The organism is Brevibacillus sp. FW301-21C12A (assembly GCF_058788915.1).
The window spans coordinates 20112-44779 of the sequence record NZ_JBYTBG010000017.1 but is presented as its reverse complement, the minus strand read 5'-3'; the positions used below and the strand labels follow the sequence as shown (position 1 = coordinate 44779).

The following is a 24668-nucleotide window of genomic DNA, read 5'->3' as shown; positions in this document are numbered from 1 at the left end:
AAAAACCAGTCTGAGACACGGTGCGCGTTTGAAGCGATGCCGTGGCGGACTGGTTTTTTGCCGTTTGGTTTTTGGCTTTTGTATGGTTCTAAACGTTGCAGCGATTCGGACGATCGGCGAGCCTTTGCGCCGCCGCCTGCGCGGACCGCTTCGAGCGCACGCTGGCGACGACGACGCCTGCGACGATCAAAAGAGAGCCGCCCGCCTGGATCGCGGTCACCTGCGAGCCGAGCAGCAAAAAGCCGGCGAGCATCGCCACGAACGGCTGCAAGTTGAGAAAAATTGCCGCCTTCCCTGTCCCGACAATTTTCAACTGCGAATTCCAGACGATCCCGCACACGCCTTGCATGAGAATCGCGGTGACGATCAACATGCCCCACGCCCACGCTTCATGGCTGATGTGCGCCGTGGAATCGAGCGTCAGCATCGCCGCAGGCGTCAAAAACAGCGTCCCGACCGTCGTCGAATACACCGTCGTAATGAACGGCTGCATCGTCTGCGTCAGCTTGCGAATGATAATCATCGACGCCGAGAACGTCACCATCGCAATCACGATCAACAGCACGCCTTTGGAGATGGAGAGGCCCGCTCCAATCCCCACGACGAAAAAAGTGCCGAGCAAGGCGATGCCCGAACCGATTTTCATGCGCAGCGTAAACTGCTCCTTCAAAAACAGCGAGGCCAGAACGGCTGTCACAATCGGCGCCAGCGACAGGATCAGCGAGGCGGTCGTGGCGTCTGTCGTCAGCAGGCCGTTGAAATACGCCGTCTGATTGGCCAGGGTGCCGATGAGTCCGAGCAAGACGAGCAGCCCCAGCTCGCGCAGCGTAATTTTCACGAATTTTTTCGTCAGCCAGGCGTACAAAATCAAAAACAGCGACGTGAAAATCAGCCGGACATCGGCGAGAAACAGCGGAGGAAACTCTTTGACCAGCATGCTTCCGAACACAAAGTTGCTTCCCCACAGCGTCACACAAAAAAGCAGCAGCAAGTATGAACGAATCATCGTTTTTTCCTTCTTTCACCCGTTACATGATGGAATCCCGTATGCAATCGTACATGAGAAGGCCAAAAAAGTCCATGTGCAGATGCGCCATACTCTGCCCCAATTTATGTCTGGCGGCAAGCCGGGGAACCAAGGTCAAAGACGGAGTGGGCAATCAGCTCGTAGGAGCGCAGCCGTTTGGCGTAATCCGGAATGTCGGTGATGACCATGATTTCCGCTGCTTGATAGCGCTCTGCCAGTTCTTGCAGCTTTTCCCGGACAAAAAGCGGGTCGCCCGCGATCGGCGGCCTGCGGAACGCGGCGCTGCTCGCTTGCGCACAGGCGCTCGCCTCCTCCATCGTCTCGGCGCAAATGACGCCGACGGCAACGATGACCTCCGGCTTTGGCTGCCGGACGGACGGCTTGTAGTCTCGCTTGTACGCGGCAATGACGTCCTCCCCTTCCGCTTCGCTCATAAACAGGCCGAACGCGTAGCCTGCCCCGTTTGCCGCGGCGTAGCCCGCGCTTTTTTGATTGGTCCCGAGCAACCATAGCTGCGGCGGCTGTGGCGGGAGCGGTCGGGCGAGGACAGGCTCGCCCTCGACGGTGAACGCGTGGCCCAGCAAGGCAGCCAGTTGCGCGACAAGCTCCGGCATCCGGCCAACCTGCTGCAAAAAATGGTCGTTCAACGCCATCGTCGCATGCGCAGAGCCTCCCGGCGCGCGGCCGACGCCAAGATCGATTCGCCCAGGGTACAAGGTCGAAAGCAGATGAAAAGCTTCGGCCACTTTGTACGGCTTGTAATGCGGCAGCAGCACCGCTCCCGACCCAATCCGGATGCTGCTCGTCTGTGCCCCGATATGCGCGAGCAAAACTTCCGGCGCAGACGAAGCCAATCCGGGCATGTCGTGATGCTCGGACACCCAGTAACGGCAGTAGCCGAGCGCTTCAGCGGTTTGGGCCAGCAGCACTGATTGCCGCAGGGCAACAGCCGGATCGACTCCCCCGTAGATGGGCGACAAATCCAGCACGCTTAGTTTTTCTAAAGTCATATGTGCATTCCACCTAACTGCCTTGTTCTTTTGCCAGGCGCCTCTATGTTTTGGCAGCAAAGTCGATGGGACTGCTTGCCGCCTATGACGTTCCAGCGATCGGGCCTGTCTTGTTCACTATAGCGCTATCCGGTGCGATTCCACAACGATCCAGATGGCAACTGTTTCGACAAATGCGGCGTCCGGCTGTTTGCCTGCCAGTCTGGATGCTGACGTGAATACTACTACTAGCAACTCTCACAACATAAAAACAGGCCAGCCCCCTTTCGGCAGACTGGCCTGTTTTGTGCGATTCCGTTTATGGCTGCGCTTCTTCCGCTTCCTGCGGTTCTTTTTGCGCATGCTCCTGCTTGTTGTCCTCCTGAGCCGCTGGCTGTTGCTGTTGCGGCTTTTCCTCATTTGGCTTCGGTGCTTGCGCCTCGCTCTCCTTGTCCGCTTCGGTCGGAGCGAGCGCGCTGGCTACGAGCAGCGCGTACGCCCGTGCGCCCTCGGAGTTGAGATGCACGCCGTCCTTGTAAAAGTACGAGTTTTTCCCGGCGCTGGCCGCATGCCAGTCGATCAGCTTGACGTTCGGATGGGTTGCCTCCACATCTGCCAAAGTCTGGTTGACAACGCTTTCCCAAGGCTTCGGAACCCGCGTGTTGATGACGATAATTTGCTCCACGCCATTCAATGCCTTTAGCAGCTTATCCAGTTGGCCTTTGCTGAAGGAGCCATTCGTCCCCAGCTCGATGATGACGCGATTGCCGAGCCGCCCTTGCGCTTTCAAGGCGGCAATCGTGTCAGGCGCTTGCGACATTTGCCGACCGACCTTGCCGTCAATTACGATCCCGGGCAAAAGCTTTTCCAGATACGGCTCCACGTCGAGCATGACCGAGTCGCCGATGGCAGTAATTCCTTTGCCGGATTGGACAGCGACGGCTGGCGCATCCGAAGCTTTCGGCTGTTTGGAATCGGCGGAATTGTCCTGATTTTGCGCGGGCTTGGTGCTGTCCGCAGCAGGCTTGGTTGCGTTTGGCTTTGTTTCGTTTTTCGGCTTTGCCGCCGTCTGGCTATCTGGCTTCGGTGCCGGGTCCGGCTTCTTCACAACGGCTGGCACTTCCGGGCCGTACGGTTTTCCGGCGCGCTCGGCAGCCTGTTCCTTTTGTCCCGCAGCGTCTGCGGCGGAGGCCGACTCCACCGGCTTTGGCTGCGGGGAGCTGTTGCCAGCGGTAGCGCCGGAAGTCAAGGTCGCGACTCCAAAGTAAATGACGCACAGCGCGAAGGCGCATCCTGTGGCGAGGATGCGGGTAGAACGCTTGGAAGCCCCCCGCTTTTTGCCCGAGCCGACGTTCGCCCACAGTCTGCCCAGCGCGCCGTGGCGAATCGGTTCCTCGACGTATTTCCAGGACAAGGCGGCCAGCACGATGCAAGCGACAAGTTGCAGAGCGGCGCGCACGACCGCGATCACGCCTCCGTCCTCCATACCAGTCGGACTCGTGAGCACGATTACGGGATAATGCCACAAATAAATGCCGTACGAGCGCACGCCGAGCCATTTGAGCGGCTTGCAGCCCATCACCTTCGCCAGAGCGCTTGCCGGATGGGCGAGGACAGCTACCAAAAGCGCGCTTACAAGCGACAGCAGCACCAGCCCGCCCTGATACAAAAAGTCATCGTACTGGTTCGTTTTCCAGATCGACAGAAGCAAAATCGCGAGACTCGCAGCTCCGACCACGTCCAGCGTCAGACGCGCCTTGCCGGAGATGTTCGTGGTCAGCTTGCGACTCGGCCACATCATGGCCAGAGCAGCACCGATCAAAAGGGCGAACACCCGTGTATCGGTTCCGTAGTAAATCCGGCTCGGGTCTTCTCCCGGCACATACAGCACGGCCATCAGGATTGCCGAGAGTGCAGCCAGGCCGAGCGTCAGCATCACGAGCGGGCCGCGGCGTTTGACCACGGACAGCCCGAGCGCGACCAGGAGAGGCCAGATCAAGTAAAACTGCTCCTCTACAGCCAACGACCAGAGGTGACCGAGCGGCGAAGGCGGGCCAAACTTTTCAAAATACGATACTTCGGAAAAGACCAGCCACCAGTTGCTGACGTAAAAAACAGCCGCCCACACATCCCCGCGCAAGCGTCCCATTTGCTCCGGGACAAACAGCGCGACGCTCATCACGACGACGACCATCAGCAGCAACAGTGCCGGCAACAGCCGTCTGGCCCTGCGCAGCCAGAAGTCTTTCATATCCAATCGCCCGTGCCTGCTCCACTGGGCAATCAGCAAATCAGTAATCAGGTAACCCGAGAGGACGAAAAAGATCCCGACTCCGAGCAGTCCTCCCGGCGCCCAATTGTAATTCAAGTGATAAATAATGACTGCGAGTACCGCCAGTGCCCTCAGCCCGTCGATTCCGGGCATGTAACGGCTGTTGGAAGCCTTGATCGGTTCAGGCATGGTGGCGGCCTCCTCTGCTGTTTGTTTGGCGAGTCCGTACTTCCACTTGCTTGTGCGTCAGATCCTTGCCATTCGAAAAAACCATTGCTTTGTTCTTGCTTACCGTGCTCGCCATGCAGCTCATCTGCACTCTCCCCTTTTAATTCCGTTCTGTTTCGTTATTAGTTGACGGGGGCAGTCATTACACATCGGGAATTGCGTGCTATATGAATGCAAAAACCCCAGGTTTCTTAAAGGTTGGCTGAAGAAAACGGGGGTTGGTCTCGTTCATTATCTGCAATGGAAAATGAATCCTCCAATCATCATTGCCCGTATTCAGGATGTGGTGCCCTACGTACTTTCCGTAATGTGTGCGCCTTCTTCTTATGTATGGCTGTTTCCCCTCTTTCCTTCCTGATTTTTGTGCGCAAACCAGACTTTCCCAACGATGTGGACGAAGCCTTCGCTGCATCGGTGCCGACCGGATTTTTGCAAGAAAATCTGATCGGCCCAAATCAGTTGCCCGGTCACCTTTTTCATGCCTTCTGCTTTGTGCCCGGCAACCTCTTGTATCCTGATTATAAGACGCACAAAGACAAAAACGCGTTACAAATTGTTTACATTCCCTGCCGATTTTTTCCGGGAAATCACAGGCGCCAAAAGCTGCGGCAAAAGACAGGGAGCAGCGCTTCTGTTTTCAGCCAAATGGCCTGGTTTTATGCGCATTTTTCCGGGCGGCATGCCTCTTTTTTCCGGGCCGGACAGACGCAAAAAGCTGACGGCGCGTTTCCACCGTCAGCTCCACTATGTACTGCTATCGAATCAGGATGTCCGATACACATCAGGCCCGCATGGGATGTTTTGTCCAGATCATTCTGATCCGGTATAGGTGCAACCAGGATTCGTCCATGGCTTGGCAGAGCCATGGTTTCGAAAATTAAATGTGATGAGTAAACAAATAGTTCAGGAATAGTCCCCCGCTGATGACCGCGATGACCATACAGACGATGCCGCTTTTCACCCGCTGGGATACAAGACGCATAAAGCCAATACAGAAGAAAGCGCCGGTCACCAAAAAATAGGAGATTCCGATCCAAAACAAATTCCAAGGTAAGCTTGCAAAATCCACGTTACCCAAAAGTGAACACCATCCCTGTCCCAATCTACTTTCATTTTTGCATGGAGGATACTCCATTATAGCATTTTTCACGCTCTCTTCGCCGGTTTCGCTCAGATCGTAACAGAAGTGTCATACATTTGCAAAAGCAAGCCTTGTTTTTCCGGCTCTGTTTTCTCGGCTTCGCCGTCGGGGTTTTTGGCGCGGGACGGATGGCGCTGTGCCGGGGCTTGGCTGCTGCGTGTTAGTCAGACTGAGTACGAGCGGCATGGGCTGCCTGCACCATGGCTCGCTTGCCGCGATGCCGCTGTCCTTTTTCGCCTGGTCGCTGTTCATGGCGCAGGACGGTCGGCGCTGTGCCGGGGCTTGGCTGCTGCGTGCTGGTCAAGACTGCTTACGAGCGGCATGAGCTGCCTGCACCATGGCTCACTTGCCGGGATGCCGCTGTCTTTTTTCGCCTGATCGCTGTTCATGGCCTGGGACGGCCAAAACGCGACGCGCAAAAGCACGCGCTGGCGAGCGCCGATTCAAACAGGCGCGGCGACTGACCGTTGGACTGGCCGTTGGGCGGCGCCTTGGTATTTTGGTATTTTGGCATTTTGACGCTTTTGTGCTTTGGTGATTTGGTGATTTGGTGATTTGACGCTTTGCCACTTTCCCGCTTTTCCCGCCGCAGAAAAAGCCGCTTTTTTTCCTCCCCGTCCCTCGCGCCTTCATGGTTTCTCCACATTCCTTTGCTACGCTTTTTTCGAAAGTGCGCAAAGGAGGACGCCAGAATCATGAACAAATCATCGTTACGAAGCACAGCCTTCCCGCTTTTGCTGGGCGGTCTGCTGCTTCTGTCCGCCTGCTCGACCGAGCAAGCGACGACCGCGGGCCACGCCGGGCACGACATGGGAGCCGACCAAAGCGCGACGCAGCAACCGGCTGCTCCCTCCCAACCGATGACTGCGTCAGGCGACAATGCCATGGAGGTGCTGACGGGCAATACGTTCACCCTCACGGCAAAAGAGAGCATGCTGCACCTCGACGACCAGACGATGAAAACAGCCTGGACCTACAACGGAACCGTCCCTGGACCGCAGCTTCGCGTCAAGCAGGGCGAGACGATTTCCGTCACCTTGAAAAATGAACTGCCGGAGCCGGTGACGATCCACTGGCACGGGCTGCCTGTGCCAAACAACATGGACGGCATCCCCGGTGTCACGCAAAATGCGGTGAAGCCAAACGAAAGCTTCACCTACCGCTTCAAGGTCGACGTGGCGGGAACGTACTGGTACCACTCGCATCAAAACAGCTCCAGGCAGGTCGACAAAGGGCTGTACGGCTCGCTCGTCGTCGAGCCGAAAACGCCGGAGCCAGCAGACAAAGACGTCACGCTCGTCCTCGACGAATGGATGCAGGACGACAGCATGGCCGAAATGCACGGTGGCGGCGGCTCGATGGCAGGCATGAACCACGGTGCTGACCACGCCGCTCCCGCCACCTCTGCTGCGAGCGGCCACGACATGGCGAACATGAGCGACGCGAAAATGATGCCGCTCATGTACACGATCTTTTCCGTCAACGGGAAGACGGGACCTGCCATCGCTCCGCTGCGCGTGAAGGAAGGCGAAAAAGTCCGCATCCGCCTCATCAATGCCGGGTATTTGTCGCACAAGCTGAACCTGCAAGGACATGCGTTCCAAATCGTTTCCACGGACGGGCAGCCGCTGCACAATCCGCCGCTCACGAGCGGACAGTTGCTCAACATCGCCCCCGGCGAGCGCTACGATCTCGAATTTGTAGCGAACAACCCGGGAACATGGCTGCTGGAGGAGCGAAGCGACAACCCTGGCGCCAAATCGCTTGCCGTGCCTATCGTCTACGAAGGCTACGAAGCGGCGCAGGCCAAACCGGAGTCGGGTCAACTCCCGGTCATTGATCTCACCCGATACGGCGAAGCGGCCCAAAGCAGCTTTTCGCTGGAGCAGCCGTACGATATCACATACCGAATGGACTTGAACACCGACTCGCGCGACGGGCAGATGGTGTTTACGATCAACGGCCAAACGTTCCCGAACGTCCCTCCGCTGGATGTAAAAAAAGGCGACCGGGTCAAGGTGACCATCGTCAACAACTCGCCGGAGGACGTCCACCCGATGCATTTGCACGGACACTTCTTCCAGGTGCTGAGCAAAAACGGCCAGCCCGTGTCCGGCTCGCCGCTGGTCAAGGACACCTTGAATGTGCTGCCAGGCGAGTCCTACGTCGTCGCCTTTGCGGCTGACAATCCCGGCGAGTGGATGTTCCACTGCCACGACCTGGGGCATGCGGCCAAAGGGATGGTGTCCGAGGTCAAATACGCGGGCTTCCAGCGGGACTTCGTCGTCGATCCGACCGTCGGCAACATGCCGGAGTAACAACATTCGCGCTTGCACCCGCTACGGCAAAAACGAAAACCGCTACGCACAAAAAAGCAGGACGCCATCCATCTGGCTCCTGCCTTTTTGCTTTTTGGAACAGAAACGACGGAAGCGCCGTTTCTTCGCAAAGCGCCGCACGTGCGCCCCGCTGGACTTTTGCACCTAGCCAAAAGCGGTCTTGCCCAAAGCTTGAGCTCGCTTACACAACCTCGCTCGCAAGCGTCTCGCGCCATCGCACGCCTGCGGGAAAGACGCTCTGCACGTGCTTTCGCAACTGTTCGTCTCTCCACAACTCCGGGCTCAGTATGGAGACGATGCCTCTGTCCTCGCGGGTGCGAATCAGGCGGCCAATCCCTTGGCGCAGTCGCAGCAACATGTACGGCAGGTCGACCTCTTCCATCGGCGACGCTGCGCTTTTTCGCTTGGCGGCAAACACCGGATCGTTCGGCGGAAACGGCAGCGACCAGATGATGACGTTCGAGAGAGACGGCCCCGGCACATCCAGCCCTTCCCATAGCGAGACGGCGCACAGGATGCTTTCCTCGTCGTTTTGAAAACAGGAGATCAGGTGGCTGATTTCCGCGTCGCCTTCGTACAAAAAGCGCATCGAGGCACACGCAGGGTACGCTTCCGCCGCGTTTTTGAACTCCCGCATTTCTTCCAGGGAGGAAAACAAAAGCAGCGCGCGTCCCCCGGTTTTTTGCAGCAAGGCGACAGCCAGCTCCATTTTTTCGGCGAACGGCTGCGTACAGGACAGCGGCGGAACGAAAGCTTCCATCTGCTCCGCGTAGTCGTACGGGGAAGCGACGGAAAACGACAAGTAGTCTTCAATGCCCAGGCTGTCCGCGATGTAGGCAAACGAATTTTCTACCGACAAAGTCGCAGACGAGAAAACGATCGGCATGTTTTGCGAGAAAACGCGCTCCCGGAGCACTTCCTGCACCATTTTGGGCATGACGACCAAGGTCGGGCCTGTCCACTCTTCGCTCATCCAGGAAATGACGTGATCGGGCCGCTGGAACAGGCCGAGAGCGAGCTGCATCATTTCCAGATGCTCCTCGACGATCCGCAACTGAAAGTCGTCCAGCGTGTACAGGCCGCTCTCCAGCGCCAGCTCCTCTTCAATCGAGCCAATCAGGCTCGTAAAGCGGTGAATGGCTGCAATCAGTTCGGGATGAAACACGATTTCCTTGCGCGCGGAGCCCGCGACTGGCTTGCTCTCGGCGTTCAAGCGCGAAAACAGTTCCTCGCTCTGGATGATCGCTTCTTCGATGGCGACGGCCAGCGACTCCCTGATCTCTCCTTGCAGCAGCCGCGTAATGATCTCTTCAAAAACGGCGTGGTTCAGCTTGTAGGTCAACGCCTTTTGCGCGGCAGGCTCCAGCAAATGCCCTTCGTCAAAAATGACAGAGCTGTGGCTCGGCAAAAGCGGAAGCTGTCCGCCCCGCTTTCTCGCCTCGTACGTCCAGACGTGCTCCATGTAAAAATCATGCGAACAGATGATGAGATCGGCAGACTTGCGGTAGTGGTCGCGCGACAGCGTCTGTCCGCACCGATGCTGCCTGTCGCAGACAAAGCAGTCCTGGAACGCATCCCAGTTCATCTTCGCCCACTGCTGGTCGTTCAATGCCGCGTAAGCGCTGCGGTCCCCGTACGGATAAAACGACTGGAGCGCTTCGTGCGTGTGCACAAAAGACGGCAGCCCCTCGTAAATTTCCTGGAAAACTTCATCGCCATCCAGTTGGTGACGGGCCTCGTCCAGCTTCCGCAAGCAAATATACTGGTCCGGCGATTTTCCCAGTCGCGCGTCAATCGTCAGGTTGAGGTGCCTGGCCAGCTTGGCGATGTCCCCTTCCGGCTTCACGAGCTGCTCGATCAGCGACTCGTTGGCACAGGCGATGATCGCCGGCTTTCTCATATAGCGGGCATAGCAGACCGCGTACAGCAGGTAGGCGAGCGTTTTGCCCGTCCCGACTCCCGCCTCGGCGAAAATCGTCCGCTTTTCCTGGAAGGCCCGTTCAAGCTGAAACGCCATGTAGATTTGCTCATCGCGGACCTCGAAGCCCGCCTCTGGCAACGTATCGTAAAAAACGTCCGCTACCCAGTCGCTCACCTGCGGGATGAACGGCTGGGCCGGATCGTGGGCAAAAGGATACCGTTCCACTTCAGACCTGCCTCCATTATGGTAAAAGAATCATCGAGCAATGATGCCAAAGTGTAATGATGACATGACTTGTGGAGAAACACAAGACGTCAGGAGCGAAAAAATCGCGATCCGTGGTAAGATGAAAGAGGAACACCGAAGGAAAATGTAGGAGTGAATGCGACAATGGACAAGGTCATGTTTATCGAAATCGGAATGGGGATTGATCTCCACGGGCAAAACGTCACGAAAGCAGCCGTTCGCGCTGTCCAAAACGCGATCCATCACAATTCGATGCCAGGGCTGCGCTCCGTGCTGCCCGGCAACGATATTCACAATATGAAGGTCAACGTCCGCCTCGCTGTGCCAGCCGACCGCGACAAGCTCGATCTGGACACCGTGCGCGCCGAATTGCCGTACGGAGAAGTGTCGTTTGAGGTCGTGGACGGCGGCATGCTGACGTCAAGCGGCGTCGTGATCGCGGAAAAGGATGACAAAAACGATCTGGCTTACGTCGTCATTGCCTCTGTGGAAGTAGGCTACTAGGCTAGGCCGAGCCGGATTGGGCTGGGCTGGGCGACACGAAGGCGGTCAAGCTGCCTAAAGCGAATCGGGATGGTGCTGATAGCGTTCGAGGTCAATCTCCCCTGCCTCGGAGACTGCTACGCCTTCGCCTTCCAGCAGCATTTTTTGCAAATTCATGGAATCGCGGTCCTGCAATCCGATTTTGCCTTTGGCATTGATGACCCGATGCCACGGAAGCTTGTATTTTTGCGACATGGAGTGGAGAATCCGCACAATTTGTCTGGCTCCGCGCGGACTTCCCGCCAAGGCGGCGATCTGTCCGTACGTCATGACGCTGCCCGGCGGGATGCTGGCGATGATTTTTACGGCTCGCTCTGTAAATTCGGTCATTTCCTGCGCTCCTATCTTTCTTGTAAAAAGATGACGTTGAAAAAGGCTTGTGACGGTTTCGCCATCACAAGCCTTTTTTCCTGTTTGCCTGCGCGAACGGCTGGCCCGGCTACAACTAGAACAGCCTTTCCAGTTCGTCTACCAGGCTGCCCACGTAGGCGACAGCGTCGCGGATCGGCTGCGGCTGGGACATGTCCACTCCCGCCTTTTGCATCAGTTCAAGCGGCTTCAAGGTGCCGCCCGCCTTCAATACTTCCAGCCAGCGATCGACGGCTGGCTGTCCTTCCTCTTTGATGCTCGCTGCCATCGCGGTGGAAGCGGTCAAGCCCGCCGCGTACGTGTACGGGTACAGCCCCATGTAGTAGTGCGGCTGGCGCATCCACGTCAAGCTGGCTGCCTCGTCAAGCTCCACGGCGTCTCCCCAGAACTCCGCCAACACTTGCCCTTTCCATTCCGACAGCTTTTTTGCCGTCAGCGGCACGTCGTTTTGCGCCGCCTCGTACACTTTGCGCTGCATGCGGCCTTCCAGCAGGTGCGTCACGAAGTTGTGGTAGTACGTATTCATCAGTTGCAAAATCACCCAGCGCTTGAGGCGCGGATCGTCGGACTGCGCCATGATGTGCTGCCCCAGAAGCAGCTCGTTGATCGTCGACGGCGCTTCGATAAAGTACAAGGACGGACGCGAATTGGTATAGCTTTGCTCGCGGGTCGCCAGCGTGAAATGGCCGCAGTGCCCCAGCTCGTGAGCCAGCGTAAAGGCGCTGCGCATGTTGCCCGACCACGTAATGAGGATGTAGGAGTGGTTGCCGTACGGTGTCGTGCAAAACGCTCCTGTCGATTTGCCCACGTTGTCCACGTAGTCGATCCAGCGTTCGTTCAACGCCTTTTCCATGATTGCGGAGTATTCCGGTCCCATTACTTGCAAAGCAGACTGAATCAGGCGGCCCGCTTCCTCAATCGTAATCGGCGGGCTGAATTCCGGATCAAGCGGCGCCTTCAGGTCGCAGAATTTCAGCTTTTCAAGCCCCAGCTCGCGCGCCTTCAGCTTGGCGTAGCGGCGCATGTGCGGCGCCAGCTCTGTGCCGATGATATCGAGAATGTTGTGGTACATGTCCAGTGTTACTTGCTGCGTGTGCAAGAGCATGTCAGTCACTGTCTCGAAGCCGCGCAGCCTGGACAGCACGGTTTGCTTTTTCACCTCAGTGGCGTACACAGCGGCAAACGAGTTTTGGTAGGCAGCAAGCGTGTTTGAAAACGATTCGTAGGCAGCCCGGCGCAGCGTCGTGTCCGCAGACATTTCGTAGTCGGCTTCAAACAGGGCAAAAGACACCGGGCGCTCTGCTCCGGCCCCGTCCTGCACGGGCGCAAATGACATATCGGACAGCTTCCCGCGCTGGTAGATCGTGTACGGAGCGCCGAATACTTCGCCGAGTGCGGCAAGCGACGCTTCGGTTTCCGCAGACAGCCGATACGGCTTGGTTTCCAGCAGATCGGAAAGGCTTTTGCGGAAAGGCGCAAGACCCGGCTCTTCTTGCAGGAACTTCTCGATCGTGCCGTCCGGCAAGGCCAAAATTTCCGATGGCACAAACGAAAGCTCTGCGTTCAGCCTGGAGACGACGTCCCCGACACGCGCGGAATTTGCCTGATTTTGCGGATTGGTTCCGTCCTCGGATGAGCGCAGGCGAGCATAGGTAGCTGCAAGATTGGCGCGAACCTCGATCGCTTCTTTTGCTTCCAGGCAGGCCAGCAATGTTTCTGCGCCTGTGTGCAGTTGCCCTTTGAAAGCCGTTACGGCCGGCAGTTGGCTGATAATCTCGTCCAGCTCCTGCTCCCACGCTGCTTGACTGGCAAATAAGTCATCCAGGTTCCATGTATATTCCACGGCTACCTGGTCACGCGTCTGTCTCGTCTTCACTGTGTCTGCCTCCTTATGATTCCTACAATAAAATGTTTTCTATTATTCAAGTTTGATTCTCGTTTGAATTTTCCTCCCATTCCAAAAAATAAATAAACGAAAAATGTCGCGAAAACTTCCGTAATCTGTCTGTTTCTGCGCTTTCCAAGGAAATTTTTTCAAAATGACTAGCGAGCAACTCCCGTTGTGCAGGTATAATAGAGAGGTGCTGAACGCAAGTGAAAAGGAGGCTTTCCTATGTCTTTCGAACTTTTGTTTGACCGCTATGCCGATCTCGCTGTAAAAGTCGGCGTCAATGTACAGCCGATGCAAACACTGGTTGTGACTGCTCCGCTCTCCGCTGCTCCGTTCGTGCGCAAGGTAGCGCGCAAAGCGTATGAAGCAGGAGCCAAACACGTACATATCGACTGGACCGATGACGAGCTGACCCGCATGAAATACGATCTCGCGCCGGATGAAGCTTTTGCCGATTATCCGCAGTGGAAGGCAAAAGGGCTGGAGGAGATGGCCGAAAACGGAGCGGCGTTTTTGTACATCAACTCGACCAACCCGGATTTGCTCAAAGGTGTCAAGCTGGAGCGAATCGCGACTGCGAACAAGGCAGCGGGACAAGCGTTGCGGACGTTCCGCAACTACACCATGTCGGACAAGGTAAGCTGGAGCGTGATTGCTGTCCCGTCGCCGGAATGGGCGGCCATGGTGTTTCCTGACTTGCCCGCCGACGAACAGGTGCCTGCCCTGTGGGACGCGATTTTCCGGGCGACGCGCGTGGACACGGACGATCCTGTTCAGGCGTGGCACGAGCATCATGCCACGCTGAACAGCAAAGTAGAGCAACTGAACGCCAAGCAGTACCGCTACCTCCACTACGAGGCGCCGGGCACGCAATTGACCATTGAGCTGCCTGACCGTCACATCTGGATCGGCGGCGGCAGCGTGAACGAAAAAGGCGCGGCGTTCATGGCGAACATGCCGACCGAGGAAGTGTTCACCGCGCCGAAAAAAGACGGCGTAAACGGAACCGTCCGCAGCACGAAACCTTTGAGCTATCACGGCAATGTGATTGAAAATTTCACCTTGACGTTCGAGCAGGGCAAAATCGTCTCGGTCAGCGCGGAAAAGGGCGAAGAAGCTTTGAAGCAACTCGTTGCGACCGATGAAGGCTCGCACTATCTCGGCGAAGTCGCGCTTGTGCCGCACCAGTCTCCGATCTCGTTGTCCAACATCATTTTTTACAACACGCTGTTTGACGAAAACGCCTCGAATCACCTCGCGATCGGCAGCGCCTACTCGGTCAACATCGAAGGCGGCGCAGCGATGAGCCAGGAAGAGCTGGCAGCCCGCGGCATCAATACGAGCCTGGTGCACGTCGACTTCATGATCGGCTCCGCAGAGATGAACATCGACGGCGAGACAGCGGACGGCGTGCGTGAGCCGCTGTTCCGCAACGGCAACTGGGCGTAAGCCAAATGAGCCGAACGGCACGCTTTCAGCCAACCAAAAAGAGGATCAGGCCCTGTCGGGAGCCATGATCCTCTTTTTGGTTGCCTACGCAGGCGTGATGATCGGATACAGCCTGCCTTGCATGGCAAAGGACGCCTTTCCCGTCTCCTCGGAGACGACGATCACCAGCGCGTCGCTCTGCTCGCTCAGGCCCAGGGCGGCGCGGTGCCGTGTCCCGAGCTTTTTTTCGCCGACGGCAATGTGCGACAACGGCAGGACGTTCGCCGCAGAAACGATCTGATTGTCCCGCACGTACACCGCCCCATCGTGCAGCGGACTGCCCGGAAAAAAGATCGACTCCAGGAGCGAATAGCTCAAAACAGCCCCGATGGGAATGCCCGCCTGCAAATGCTCGGCCAGGGAGTCGTCGCGCTCGATGACGATCAGGGCCCCTTGGCGTTTTTCGGCCAAATGCTGCACGGCAATCGTCAAGTCTATGTATTTTTCCGTGTACGGCGCGAGATAGCATTGCAAGTAAAACGAGGCAGCCACTGTCTCCAGCCGGCTAAATCTGCTGCGTATATGGTCGAACGTACCGAGCAAGCAGCCTTCCTCTTGGTCGAGGGCGAGCAGACTTTGCTCCATCGCCTGGGAAATGCTGAGCAGCTCTTGCTTCAGCTCGGCTTTCAAGGAAGATGAATCGCAGTTTACGTGCACGCAGGAAACCTCTCCCTCCTGTGTTCTCGACTACCCGACTGCTCCTTGCCTTGATTGTTCCCCATCCCGTGCGCTTTCATCCTGCTATCCTCTCGCGAAAGAGCCTGGCGCGCCTCGTCGCAAAAGAAAGCGGGTCAGATGGAGGAAAGCGCCCTTTTTCCCAGAAAAACAGGCGGATTACCCTTCCTTATGACGAGCGGATGCAGCGAATAAAGACGCCCGCCGCTTGCAGCGCCTGGCGAATGCTCTCTGCAAATGCAAGCGCGTGCGCACCGTCCCCGTGGATGCAGATCGTGTCCGCGCGAATCGGCACGTCGACGCCTTGCAGCGACTGCACCTTGCCTTCTGTCACCATGCGCACGACCTGGGCTAACGACTCGGCTTCGTCGGCGATCAGCGCGTCTGGCTGCGTCCGCGGCGTCAGCGTGCCATCCGCCTGGTACGTCCGATCTGCAAACACTTCGTGCGCGGTGCACAGCCCGATTTTTTCCCCGGCCCGCGTCAATTCGCTGCCAGCCAGTCCGAACAGAACGAGCTCCGGATTGACCCGGTAAACCGCCTCGGCGATCGCCTCGGCCAGCGCGGGACGCGTCGCTGCCATGTTGTACAAGGCTCCGTGCGGCTTGACGTGCTGCATGACGCCTCCTTCCGCCTGGACGAACGCTTGCAGCGCGCCAATCTGGTAGACGACCAGCTCGTAGGCGTCCTGGGCGGAGATGTCCATGTTGCGGCGGCCGAACCCGACCAGATCGGCCAGTCCGGGATGCGCCCCGATTGCCACCCGGCTCTCGATGGCCAGCTTCACCGTTTTTCGCATCGTGGAAGGGTCGCCCGCATGAAAGCCGCAGGCGATGTTCGCGGAGCTTACATGCTGCAAAATCGCCTGATCGTTGCCCAGTCGATACGCCCCAAAGCTCTCCCCCATGTCACAGTTCAAATCGACAACCTTCATTTGCTCTGCCTCCATCCCGCGTTGATTTGGATTCCCAGCTTGATTTGTTGCAGCTCGGTTTCTTGCTCGTACAGCGCCTGCTGGGCTTTACGCAAAGACACTTCCTGAAACTGCACGCGATCGCCCGGCCGCAACTGCGCCAAAATCGGCAAGTCAACGGTCGCCACATGGCCGATTTTCGGGTAGCCGCCAACCGTTTGCCTGTCCGCGAGCAAAATGATCGGCTGGCCGTTCGGCGGGACCTGGATCGTGCCCGTAGAGACGGCGGCGGAAATCAGTTCCAGCGGCGACTCCAGCGCAAGCTGCGGCCCTTCCAAACGATAGCCCATTCTGTCGGATTGCGCCGCGAGCTGATACGGCGTCGCGAAAAACTGTCGGCGACTCTCCTCGGAAAAATAGCCGAACTCCGCTCCGCGCATGACCCGGACGACCGCGTCTTTTTGGTACGGAAAAACATGCTGCGGGACAAACCAGTCCATCTCGCCGCAACCAGCGTTTCGCGCTTTGCTTTTCGCTTGCAACTGCTCTGCGAAAAACAGCGCCAGCTCGCTCGGCTTGCCTGGCTCGAGTCGGTCTTTTTCCCGGAGCGTCCTGCCCCATGCCCCGCCAAAGCCCGCCCGGACATTCGTGCTGCGGCTGCCCATGACGAGCGGAACCTCCCAGCCGCCCGCAATGGCAAGGTAGGCGCGACAGCCTTTTTTGGCATGGGCAAACTTCAGCGTGCTGCCTTTTTTCACCCAGACAGGACGGTTGCTGTGGATGCGCACGCCGTCTATAGCAGGCTGCATGTCCGCTCCACACACGGCCAAGAGCGCATCCTGGTGAAACAACAGCACTGGCCCTTTTACCGTCAGCTCCAGAACGGCGGCGTTCGGCTCGTTGCCGACGAGCATGTTTGCCATGCGCATCGCCAGCGTGTCCATCGCCCCGCCGACGATCACCCCGTGCCGCTGGTACCCGTATCGGCCCAAATCTTGAACGGTCGTGTACAAGCCTGGTGATAGGACTTCGATGCTCATGGTCATGGCCCGATCTGCCCCCATTTCCCGTATTGTTCCTCCGAGATCGGACAGAAGCGGACTCTGTCGCCTGCGCGCAGCAAGCTCGGCGGCTGTTCTTCCGGGCGGAACAGGCGCTCCGGTGTCCGGCCAATAATCTGCCAGCCCCCCGGACTCTCAATCGGGTAGACGCCCGTCTGCTCTCCCCCGATTCCGACGCTTCCCGGCGCAATCGCGGTTCGCGGCGACTGCCTGCGCGGGGTGGCAATGCGTTTGTCCAGTCCGCCCAAATACGGAAAGCCAGGAGCAAAGCCGATCATGTGCACGAGATACTCCTGCCCGGAGTGAATGCGGATCAGTTCATCCGGGGTGATGCCGTGATACGCGGCCACATCCAGCAGGTCAGGGCCAAACGCGCCGCCGTAGCAGACGGGAATCTCCACCAGCCGCGGCTTCGTCTGTTCATCCGCGCGAATGTGCACAAGCTGCCCCGCGAGCAGCGCCTTGAACCGCTCGTACGGCATGTCCGCTGCGCGCGGATCGTACCACGCCACCGGATCGTAATACACCGTGACAGACGTGTACCCCGGTACGTATTCGACCATTCCCGGAAGCGGGTGCTCTTCGAAATAGTCGGCGAGCGCCTTTACTTTTTGCTGTGTCGCCTGGTCAATGGCGTCTCCGAGCTTGATGACAATTCCCGAGTCGCCGAGTGGAAAAAACGCGACTTGCTCCAACCTGCTCCCCTCCTATTCCATTTTTGTTCCGATAATCGGTATAATCATTCCGAATTTTAGAGTAAAGGAAAAGAGGAGTTGTCCTCCTCTTCGTATTAGCTGATTTGTCCGCCGCCTTCGACGATGTCTTGCTCCAGTCGCACCGCTGTTTCGATCGCGACTTGCAGTCCTTTGGCGATCGTCTCCACCGACATGCTCGGCTGGCCGGGGTGCTTCGCTGCCTGCTCGGGCAAGTACGGAATGTGGAGAAAGCCGCCGCGGATCGCCGCGTTTTGCTGCGCGAGCGTATGCATCAGTCCGTAAAAAAGGTGGTTGCACACAAACGTTCCTGCCGTTTGGGAAACGGAAGCGGGAATGCCGTTCGCCCTCATTTCCTTGACCATCGCTTTGATCGGCAGCGTGGACCAGTAAGCCGCTGGCCCGCCTTCCACAATCGGGGTGTCGATCGGCTGGTTTCCTTCGTTGTCGGGAATCCGCGCATCGTTAACATTGATCGCCACGCGCTCGACGGTAATGTCCGGCCGGCCGCCAGCCTGTCCAATGCAGAACACGAGATCAGGTTCCGTCTCGCGAATCGCTTGCTGCAAAAGCTCGATGGACTTGCCGAACACCGTTGGCACTTGTCTTGTTTCGATGCGATACCGTTCCGACCGGACGTCAGCCAGTCGCTTGACCGATTCCCACGCCGGGTTGATCGGCTCGCCGCCAAATGGGTCAAAGCCTGTTACCAAAATGGTTTTCATCGTCGCTCTCCCCTGTCCCTGCTATCTGTTTTATGAATCAGCTTCGCCTCGCTCGCCTCCAGCCCAGCGCCGTGGAAATGCGCTCTGCGGCAGCCGTCAAATGGGCGATCAGCGTTGGCAGCCGCTCCTCGGTGAACCGCTCCTGCGGTCCAGCGATGCTGATGCCTGCATGCAGACGACCCATGTGGTCAAAAATGGGCGCTGCGACCGCTACCGTATCGTTTTCCAACTCCGAATAGCTGATCGTGTACCCTTTTTCCCGCGCATCCGCCACTGCTTTGCGCAACTCGTCCCTGTCCGTGATCGTCCCGCGTCCAATCGGCGCAAGCTCCACTTCGCGCAAATACTGCTCTCTTTCCTTTTCTTCCAGAAAAGACAAAATAATTCGCGAACAGGCCCCGGCGTACAGAGGCGATCTGCGCCCGATCTTCGTATAGAGCCGTACCGGGTGTGGCGTATCGAGCTTTTCGATATAGATCGCTTCTTTTCCGTCCCGGACGATGAGATTGACCGCCTCTTCCACTTCGTCCCGCAGGGCGCTCATCACGGGCAAAGCGAGCTGGCGAATATCCAGCCGCTCGGACACCAACTGGCCGAACTGCAAAAACAACAGCCCGAGCGAAAATTTGCCGTCCTCGCCCCTCTGCAAAAAGCCCATTCCTTCGAGCGAGCCGATCATGCGATGGATCGACGTTTTCGGCATGTTCGTCAGCTCGACCATCTCGTTCAAGCTCAATCTGTCGTGGTCGATGAACAGATTGAGCAGCTCCATCGACTTCACGACTGTTTTGTTCTGGTTTTGTATCATGGACTTCTCCATCCTCGCGATCTGGTTGTTTTTGTCCATATTTTATCATTATTGTTGCCAGGAGGAAAAAACAACAGATGGTTTTTGCCTACAGCGAGACGAGATACAAAAGGATGATGTTGAACGCAAGCAAAACGAGCGCTGTCGGGAACTGCACGCGAATGACGTGGTTTTTGTCTTTCAAGTCGAGCAGCGCGGCGGGCACGATGTTGAAGTTCGCTGCCATCGGCGTCATGAGCGTGCCGCAGTAGCCCGCGAACATCCCGATTGCCGCCAGATGGTTCGCATCGACGCCGAACTGGCCGATCAATAGCGGAATGGCGATGCCCGCCGTCATGACCGGGAAAGCCGCGAACGCGTTGCCCATAATCATCGTGAACAGCGCCATGCCTACGCAGTAGGCGAAGACGACCCAGAACAAGGAATGCGTCGGAATAACGTGCGCAACCAGATCAGAGACGACCGTCCCGACACCTGCGCTGGTAAAAATCGTTCCGAGCGTAGCCAGCATCTGCGGCAGCACAGCCGCCCAACTGATCGCTTCCAGCAAGCGCCGCGATTCTTTGACAGGTGTCAACGGGTTGCTTTTGGTCAGCGCCATCCCGACGAGCAGCGAGATCAACGTCGCAAGCCCCAGCGAGACGAGCGTAATGTTTTTCTGGTCGAGCACGAACAGCTCGCCGATTTTCACGTCCTTGAAGCCGAGACTGCCGACAATCGTCAACAGCGGAATCAACAGCGCTGGCACGAACAGCCAGTTGCCCAGCCGCTGGCGGTTCTGCCTGCGCTCCTCAGCGGAGGCTTCGCCGTAGCTTCCCACCTTCAAGCCGCCCAAGCCGACGATCAGCACCATCACAATGACTAAAAGTCCCATGACAAAAGGCGGGATGATACTGCCGAGCAGCAAGGAAATCCCGTAGAGCGCATAAAAAAGGCCAGAGGTGAAGCGGCGCGGATTTTTCTTGTCCACAAACGTAAACAGGCTGCCGCCAAGCGCAATCAAACCGAGAAATACATAGATCGCTTCCATCGAAATCCACATCGGTTATTCCCCCTTGCCTGTCGATGTGTGCTTGCTGTTGCGCTGTCCCAGCCGTCGGTCCAGCTTGCGGTCGAGCAAAATCAGGCGGATGCTGTGCACGACGAACGCGGCAATCGCGGTCGGAATGGCCCACATCGCCATTTGCAGCGGATCGGACGGAATGTTGTTCTGGTCGAAAAAGCCTTTCATCAATAAAATTGCGCCAATCGCGATAAACACGTCCTCGCCAAAAAACACGCCGATGTTGTCGGCCGCTGCAGAGTGCGCGCGAATATTTTGCCGCACGTCGTCGGGGAGGTCTTTGCCGTACTTCGCCTCCGCCGCTCCTTCTGCCATCGGCGCGACGAGCGGCCGCACCATTTGCGCATGGCCGCCGATCGAGGTCAGGCCAAACACGGCAGCGACCTCGCGGATAAAAAAGTAGACGTTAATGATGCGGCCTGCCGTGGCGGCCTTGATTTTGGAGACGAGCGCTTCTGCCTGTTCGCGCAGTCCAAAGCGCTCCAATAGCCCGATGACGGGCAAGGTGGCGATAAAAATCGCCATGTAGCGGTTCGTTGTAAACGCCTTGCCAAATTGCTCGATGATCTCATACAGCGGCTGCTTGGCGAGCAGTCCGGTGGCAAGCCCCGCGACCGTCACCACCAGTAGCGGGTTGAGCCGCACGATGAAGCCGATAATCACGATTGCAACACCAATCAAAACCATGTTGGTAGTCTCCTCTCAAATGAGCGCTAATCTAAAGCGGGCGCTTGCGGATGAGGCCGATGCGAATGGTGCCATCTGCCTCGTGCTCCCGGATTTCCTCTATTGTTACTTTCCGATTTTTCATCCAGTCGGCAATCGCCTGGTGGACCACATGGTGGGCGTGTCGGCACGCTTGCAATTCTTTGCCATACACCGTCTCGTCGTTGACCTCTGTCATCAGGTCGGCTGTCACCCACTCCGGGAAGCGCTCGATCAGATCATGAGAGTTGCGGTTAATCGGGCTGTCCCGCGTGTAGGCAATGCTTCCGTTCGACAGCTCAATCGGAAAATGCTGCGGGTCAAAGTCATGGCCCCATCTGCGGTATGTGGCGAGCCAATCGACGTTGTCCTGCGCGACAGCCGCGTCCTGGTGCAGCGAAGCGGTGAGGGCTGCGCGCAGCGAAGTGTAGGCTTCGCGCTGCTCGGGGGTCGCCTCTGTCAGCGCGCGCCAGATCGTGTACATCCGCGCGCTCGGAATCCAGTACGAAACCGGGAAGCGCGGCGGGCTGTTGTAGCCGCTGAACGGCTGAATCCATTCGTGCGACGGAATCCCGTGGTCGTCGAGCACGATGTCAGGCGCCCAGCGCTCCCATACTTTCGGATAAATCCGGCTCTCGCCAAACGGCACGCCGCTTTGAAACCGATACTTGGCAAATTCCAGTCCGCATGCGTTGTAGCGGGCGGCGTGGTGCTTCCAGCACGGGTTGTCCTGCGCAAGCTGCGCGTGCAGCGCGGCTCCGTCGACGTTTTCCAGCGGGATGATGACGAGGTTGACCGCCTCCAGGACAGAAGGATCGTCTGCAAGCTGGGCGATCATTTGCAAAGCGGCGTTCGTGCTCGATACTTCGTTGGCGTGGTGCCTTGCGTTGATGAAAAACGTCGGCCTGTACAGCGCGTGCTTGGCCGTGCTCGTCGCAAAGCTGTGCTGCGCTTTTCGGGCGAACAGCTCGACGGCCCAAATCCAGCGGCCGCTCAGCGAAAAATCGAGCGGCACGACCTGTCCGGGCACTTGCTCGCGGTGTTGTGCGAGCCACTGCTCCACGTCCTCGCCTGTGAAAACGTCCTCCCAAAGCGACTTTCCCTTGGAAGCTTCTGTAGTAGCCTGCTGCGCGATTGGCTGCTGGTCGGCAGGCTGCGCTTGTGATTGCGCCATGGAAAAGCCCAGCCATGCCTGGCACTGCTCTCTCAGCGTAGCGTCCGCAATCCCTTCGAGCGTAACCGACCAGTCGGTTTCTTTGCGGCAAAGCCCGGTCGCTACCGCATCCCGAAACGGCATCCCCGCAAACGGGCGGATGACCGTCGCCGCGCCGCTCGCGTCGACCGCCGTGATCGCATGCTCCGTCGGAAAGGCGTACAAAGCGATCCGCGCCCACGGCTTGCCGCCCTGTTCGACGTGCATGAACGGCACGATTCCGCCAGGTGCGTCCCACTCCGGGTCCCCGACCTTTTTCCCGTGGTTGTGCATGGCGTGCAACGTGTAAAAGTAAATATCTTCGTGCAGCGCTTCCAGGACGGAGCTGTTCTCCTCCAGATGCGGCAGCTTTTTCTCCACGGCATCCATCCCGACATGGCATTCCAGCCGGGAAAACTTCGGCACGCCAGGATTGCCCCCTACCTGCCGGAAAATCATCGGCAGCACCTGCTCCTGGTACCATTGCCAAAAGCGATACGGATTGGTTGCAAACGGTTTCCTCGCAAGCTCGTTTTGCGTCTGCGCTTCCTTTACCCGGACGCCTGCAAACGGAACGAGCACACGACCGCGCTGCGGCTGATCCGGCATGTACGGCCTGCTCTCTGCCCAGCCTTCCCAGCTCCAGTCGGCAAGCACCTCTTTCGACTCGGCAAAAGCACACACGGAAAACATCGGAGCGGCAGAATCTTCTGCAAGCTGCAGGCGAATGCGTTCGAGCGGAAGCGACAGGCTGTCGGCCAAAATCGCATCAAACGGATACAGCTCCTGCAAAAAGCGGTGAACCAGGTCGAAGTGCTTGTCCGCTGGCCGAAACGCCCTCGCCCGCAGTTCGACGCTGTGCACGTCTTTGAGCTGGACGATTTGCGGCAACACCTCCTGCATGGCCCAGTTCAGCCCCGACTTGTTTGCGTCGCGAAACGCGAACCAGACTTCGACGCCGTAGCGCTCCCCGCATTGCCCGACCAGCTTTTTCGCCCACGCCGCAAACGTCTGCTCGCTCGCCGTGGTCGTCACTTCGATCTCCAAAGCGGCTCCCCCGGAATGTTCGGCGTGCTTTTGCACAACGGCCAGCAAATAGTCTCCCATCTCTGCCAGCTCGCCCGGATCGCTCCACTCCGCCGTCCAGACAGGCAGCTCTTCCGTAACCGCAAGCGGCACGGGGCCACCCGCTCGTCCACCGCCGCCCACATACTGCTCCCATACTTCTGTGGGGCGGGCCAAATGCTCCGGTACTTCCAGGCGCGCGATCTCTGTGCGCTCCCGCAGCGAAAACGTTTGCAAGCCAAGAGACGCGCGCAACGACAAATCTTGGCTGTCGCTCTTTAAGGCGAACAACCGCTGGCGCCAGCCGAAATGCTGTCCTGCGGAAAGCGGCGCAAATCCGTCTGCGAGCAGCTCGCGCACAAAACCGACCAGATGCAAAGCATCGCTCTCGATCCGCAACTGCTTGCCGTCCTCGGAAAGCTCCATACGGCTCTCTCCATGAGCAGCCGGGGCCGTTTTTGTTTCGAAGACAATCTCAAACCGCCCCGCCTCGTTTTCTTCCCCTGCACACCGCGTCACAGGCGTGCGCACATAGCCCGCAGACAAGGCGAGGCGCGCGCCAAGCTCCACGGCCGCCACCGTCTTCTCCAGCGAGCCATCCGGCATGGACAACAACACGTCCAGCGTCGGCAGCAGCTCCCCGTCGTTTTGCTCGTACAGCCCTTCTGTCGTAAACAGTTCGTGCAGCGAAAAAGTCCGGGAGCGGTTGTTGCCTGGAATGGTCGCCGTCTTTTCGGCGGTCAACGGAGCCGCCGGTTTTGGCGCAATCAAAATCGCGCGCTGATGGCCGAAGCCCGCCTGCTCTATTGCATCTTGCCTGTACTCCCCGGATACGAGCGCGCGTGCCGAAAGCAACGTCATTTGCGGCGATGTGCCTGTAATGACGAGAATCGACTCGTCTTCGCCCTCGCTCACATACAGAATGCCTGCCTCTTTTTCGCCGTTGTCCCGCAGCTTGTGCAGAGCGAGTAGCGCCGCTTTGCGTTCGCCCAAAACCGAAGCAAGCCATGCCTGCTCGTACCCTACGACGATCCGCAAAGTACGCGGCTTGTCCCCCTGTACCGGGAGAGCCTGTTCATCGAGCTGATCGAAAATGAACAAGTGCTCAAAAATCGGCAGCGGCAAGTCGGTCAGGTGCAAACCGATCCGACTGGCCAGCTCTGCCATCGCGGCAGATTCCCAGCTCGTGCGCTCGGACGGAACCGTGATTTTCGAGACGATTCCGTCAGGGGCGCTGCTCCCTTTGCTGGCCCGAAAAAAGCCGTTCGTACTCCACAGCTCGTCTATCCTCACC

General features: G+C 58.0%; 21 protein-coding genes. 6 read left to right on the top strand and 15 right to left on the bottom strand.

What is annotated here, in order from left to right:
- Positions 1-88: 88 nt before the first annotated feature.
- The 3 genes from AC3WQH_RS12935 to AC3WQH_RS12925 all read right to left on the bottom strand — a co-directional run bounded on the left by AC3WQH_RS12935 (position 89) and on the right by AC3WQH_RS12925 (position 4477).
- Positions 89-1006, bottom strand: coding sequence for a DMT family transporter (locus tag AC3WQH_RS12935; RefSeq protein ID WP_026557141.1), 918 nt, complete (start codon positions 1004-1006; stop codon positions 89-91).
- A gap of 104 nt (positions 1007-1110) precedes the next feature.
- Positions 1111-2037 carry an MsnO8 family LLM class oxidoreductase gene (locus tag AC3WQH_RS12930; RefSeq protein WP_026557140.1) on the bottom strand — a complete coding sequence of 309 codons (927 nt, stop codon included), beginning with the start codon at positions 2035-2037 and terminating at the stop codon, positions 1111-1113.
- 298 nt (positions 2038-2335) lie between these two features.
- Positions 2336-4477, bottom strand: a complete 2142-nt coding sequence (locus tag AC3WQH_RS12925) for an acyltransferase family protein (protein WP_290425995.1) — start codon at positions 4475-4477, stop codon at positions 2336-2338.
- 237 nt (positions 4478-4714) lie between these two features.
- Between AC3WQH_RS12925 and AC3WQH_RS12920 the strand changes: the two genes are divergently transcribed.
- The 4 genes from AC3WQH_RS12920 to AC3WQH_RS12905 all read left to right on the top strand — a co-directional run bounded on the left by AC3WQH_RS12920 (position 4715) and on the right by AC3WQH_RS12905 (position 7975).
- Positions 4715-5335 carry a hypothetical protein gene (locus AC3WQH_RS12920; RefSeq protein ID WP_157179536.1) on the top strand — a complete coding sequence of 207 codons (621 nt, stop codon included), beginning with the start codon at positions 4715-4717 and terminating at the stop codon, positions 5333-5335.
- A 479-nt stretch (positions 5336-5814) separates the two neighbouring features.
- Positions 5815-5982: a hypothetical protein gene (locus AC3WQH_RS12915; protein WP_309478717.1), complete on the top strand. Its 168-nt coding sequence runs from the start codon at positions 5815-5817 to the stop codon at positions 5980-5982.
- Positions 5951-6121 carry a hypothetical protein gene (locus tag AC3WQH_RS12910; protein WP_309478718.1) on the top strand — a complete coding sequence of 57 codons (171 nt, stop codon included), beginning with the start codon at positions 5951-5953 and terminating at the stop codon, positions 6119-6121. Before AC3WQH_RS12915 ends, AC3WQH_RS12910 begins: the two co-directional genes overlap by 32 nt.
- A 231-nt stretch (positions 6122-6352) precedes the next feature.
- On the top strand, positions 6353-7975 hold the full coding sequence (locus AC3WQH_RS12905) for a multicopper oxidase family protein (RefSeq protein ID WP_005829521.1): 1623 nt from the start codon (positions 6353-6355) through the stop codon (positions 7973-7975).
- 202 nt (positions 7976-8177) lie between these two features.
- Here AC3WQH_RS12905 and AC3WQH_RS12900 read toward each other — a convergent pair whose 3' ends face one another.
- On the bottom strand, positions 8178-10142 hold the full coding sequence (locus AC3WQH_RS12900; RefSeq protein ID WP_026557137.1) for an ATP-dependent DNA helicase: 1965 nt from the start codon (positions 10140-10142) through the stop codon (positions 8178-8180).
- Positions 10143-10307: 165 nt separating this feature from the next.
- Between AC3WQH_RS12900 and AC3WQH_RS12895 the strand changes: the two genes are divergently transcribed.
- Positions 10308-10667, top strand: a complete 360-nt coding sequence (locus tag AC3WQH_RS12895; protein ID WP_005835290.1) for a Lin0512 family protein — start codon at positions 10308-10310, stop codon at positions 10665-10667.
- 54 nt (positions 10668-10721) lie between these two features.
- On the opposite strand, the gene AC3WQH_RS12890 is transcribed toward AC3WQH_RS12895, so the two are convergent.
- Together AC3WQH_RS12890 and pepF are read right to left on the bottom strand one after the other, a co-directional pair.
- On the bottom strand, positions 10722-11036 hold the full coding sequence (locus tag AC3WQH_RS12890; protein ID WP_005835296.1) for an MGMT family protein: 315 nt from the start codon (positions 11034-11036) through the stop codon (positions 10722-10724).
- A gap of 115 nt (positions 11037-11151) precedes the next feature.
- On the bottom strand, positions 11152-12951 hold the full coding sequence (gene pepF / locus AC3WQH_RS12885) for an oligoendopeptidase F (RefSeq protein ID WP_005835298.1): 1800 nt from the start codon (positions 12949-12951) through the stop codon (positions 11152-11154).
- A 237-nt stretch (positions 12952-13188) separates the two neighbouring features.
- On the opposite strand from pepF, the gene AC3WQH_RS12880 reads away from it, so the two are divergent.
- Positions 13189-14415: an aminopeptidase gene (locus tag AC3WQH_RS12880; RefSeq protein ID WP_005835300.1), complete on the top strand. Its 1227-nt coding sequence runs from the start codon at positions 13189-13191 to the stop codon at positions 14413-14415.
- Between the two features lie 84 nt (positions 14416-14499).
- Here the strand turns inward: AC3WQH_RS12880 and cdaS are convergent, their stop codons facing one another.
- The 9 genes from cdaS to AC3WQH_RS12835 form a co-directional block, all read right to left on the bottom strand.
- A complete protein-coding gene (gene cdaS, locus AC3WQH_RS12875; protein WP_005835302.1) occupies positions 14500-15111 on the bottom strand; it encodes a sporulation-specific diadenylate cyclase CdaS in 612 nt (203 codons plus the stop codon).
- A 187-nt stretch (positions 15112-15298) separates the two neighbouring features.
- Positions 15299-16063: a LamB/YcsF family protein gene (locus AC3WQH_RS12870; protein ID WP_005835304.1), complete on the bottom strand. Its 765-nt coding sequence runs from the start codon at positions 16061-16063 to the stop codon at positions 15299-15301.
- Complete coding sequence (locus AC3WQH_RS12865; RefSeq protein ID WP_007783584.1) at positions 16060-17106, bottom strand: 5-oxoprolinase subunit C family protein; 1047 nt, start codon at positions 17104-17106, stop codon at positions 16060-16062. Before AC3WQH_RS12865 ends, AC3WQH_RS12870 begins: the two co-directional genes overlap by 4 nt.
- Positions 17085-17798 carry a 5-oxoprolinase subunit PxpB gene (pxpB, locus tag AC3WQH_RS12860; RefSeq protein ID WP_005835308.1) on the bottom strand — a complete coding sequence of 238 codons (714 nt, stop codon included), beginning with the start codon at positions 17796-17798 and terminating at the stop codon, positions 17085-17087. The genes AC3WQH_RS12865 and pxpB overlap by 22 nt, the downstream gene beginning before the upstream one ends.
- Before the next feature lie 95 nt (positions 17799-17893).
- Positions 17894-18541, bottom strand: coding sequence for a pyroglutamyl-peptidase I (gene pcp, locus AC3WQH_RS12855; RefSeq protein ID WP_005835309.1), 648 nt, complete (start codon positions 18539-18541; stop codon positions 17894-17896).
- 37 nt (positions 18542-18578) lie between these two features.
- Positions 18579-19349 (bottom strand): IclR family transcriptional regulator, encoded by a 771-nt coding sequence (locus tag AC3WQH_RS12850; protein ID WP_007783581.1) that lies wholly within the window; start codon positions 19347-19349, stop codon positions 18579-18581.
- Between the two features lie 88 nt (positions 19350-19437).
- The gene (locus AC3WQH_RS12845) at positions 19438-20391 is read right to left on the bottom strand and encodes a DUF979 domain-containing protein (RefSeq protein WP_327921193.1); all 954 of its coding nucleotides are present in this window, start codon (positions 20389-20391) and stop codon (positions 19438-19440) included.
- Between the two features lie 3 nt (positions 20392-20394).
- Complete coding sequence (locus AC3WQH_RS12840) at positions 20395-21099, bottom strand: DUF969 domain-containing protein (protein WP_005835315.1); 705 nt, start codon at positions 21097-21099, stop codon at positions 20395-20397.
- Positions 21100-21130: 31 nt separating this feature from the next.
- A complete protein-coding gene (locus AC3WQH_RS12835; protein ID WP_492332067.1) occupies positions 21131-24667 on the bottom strand; it encodes a M14 family metallopeptidase in 3537 nt (1178 codons plus the stop codon).
- Position 24668 lies beyond the last annotated feature (1 nt).

What these genes read in the sequence shown, in the direction of transcription:
- AC3WQH_RS12935 (WP_026557141.1), bottom strand. Translation starts at nt 1,006, where the DNA reads ATGATTCGTTCATACTTGCTGCTGCTTTTTTGTGTGACGCTGTGGGGA.
- AC3WQH_RS12930 (WP_026557140.1), bottom strand. Translation starts at nt 2,037, where the DNA reads ATGACTTTAGAAAAACTAAGCGTGCTGGATTTGTCGCCCATCTACGGG.
- AC3WQH_RS12925 (WP_290425995.1), bottom strand. Translation starts at nt 4,477, where the DNA reads ATGCCTGAACCGATCAAGGCTTCCAACAGCCGTTACATGCCCGGAATC.
- AC3WQH_RS12905 (WP_005829521.1), top strand. Translation starts at nt 6,353, where the DNA reads ATGAACAAATCATCGTTACGAAGCACAGCCTTCCCGCTTTTGCTGGGC.
- AC3WQH_RS12895 (WP_005835290.1), top strand. Translation starts at nt 10,308, where the DNA reads ATGGACAAGGTCATGTTTATCGAAATCGGAATGGGGATTGATCTCCAC.
- AC3WQH_RS12890 (WP_005835296.1), bottom strand. Translation starts at nt 11,036, where the DNA reads ATGACCGAATTTACAGAGCGAGCCGTAAAAATCATCGCCAGCATCCCG.
- AC3WQH_RS12880 (WP_005835300.1), top strand. Translation starts at nt 13,189, where the DNA reads ATGTCTTTCGAACTTTTGTTTGACCGCTATGCCGATCTCGCTGTAAAA.
- AC3WQH_RS12870 (WP_005835304.1), bottom strand. Translation starts at nt 16,063, where the DNA reads ATGAAGGTTGTCGATTTGAACTGTGACATGGGGGAGAGCTTTGGGGCG.
- AC3WQH_RS12865 (WP_007783584.1), bottom strand. Translation starts at nt 17,106, where the DNA reads ATGGGGGCAGATCGGGCCATGACCATGAGCATCGAAGTCCTATCACCA.
- pcp (WP_005835309.1), bottom strand. Translation starts at nt 18,541, where the DNA reads ATGAAAACCATTTTGGTAACAGGCTTTGACCCATTTGGCGGCGAGCCG.
- AC3WQH_RS12850 (WP_007783581.1), bottom strand. Translation starts at nt 19,349, where the DNA reads ATGATACAAAACCAGAACAAAACAGTCGTGAAGTCGATGGAGCTGCTC.
- AC3WQH_RS12845 (WP_327921193.1), bottom strand. Translation starts at nt 20,391, where the DNA reads ATGTGGATTTCGATGGAAGCGATCTATGTATTTCTCGGTTTGATTGCG.
- AC3WQH_RS12840 (WP_005835315.1), bottom strand. Translation starts at nt 21,099, where the DNA reads ATGGTTTTGATTGGTGTTGCAATCGTGATTATCGGCTTCATCGTGCGG.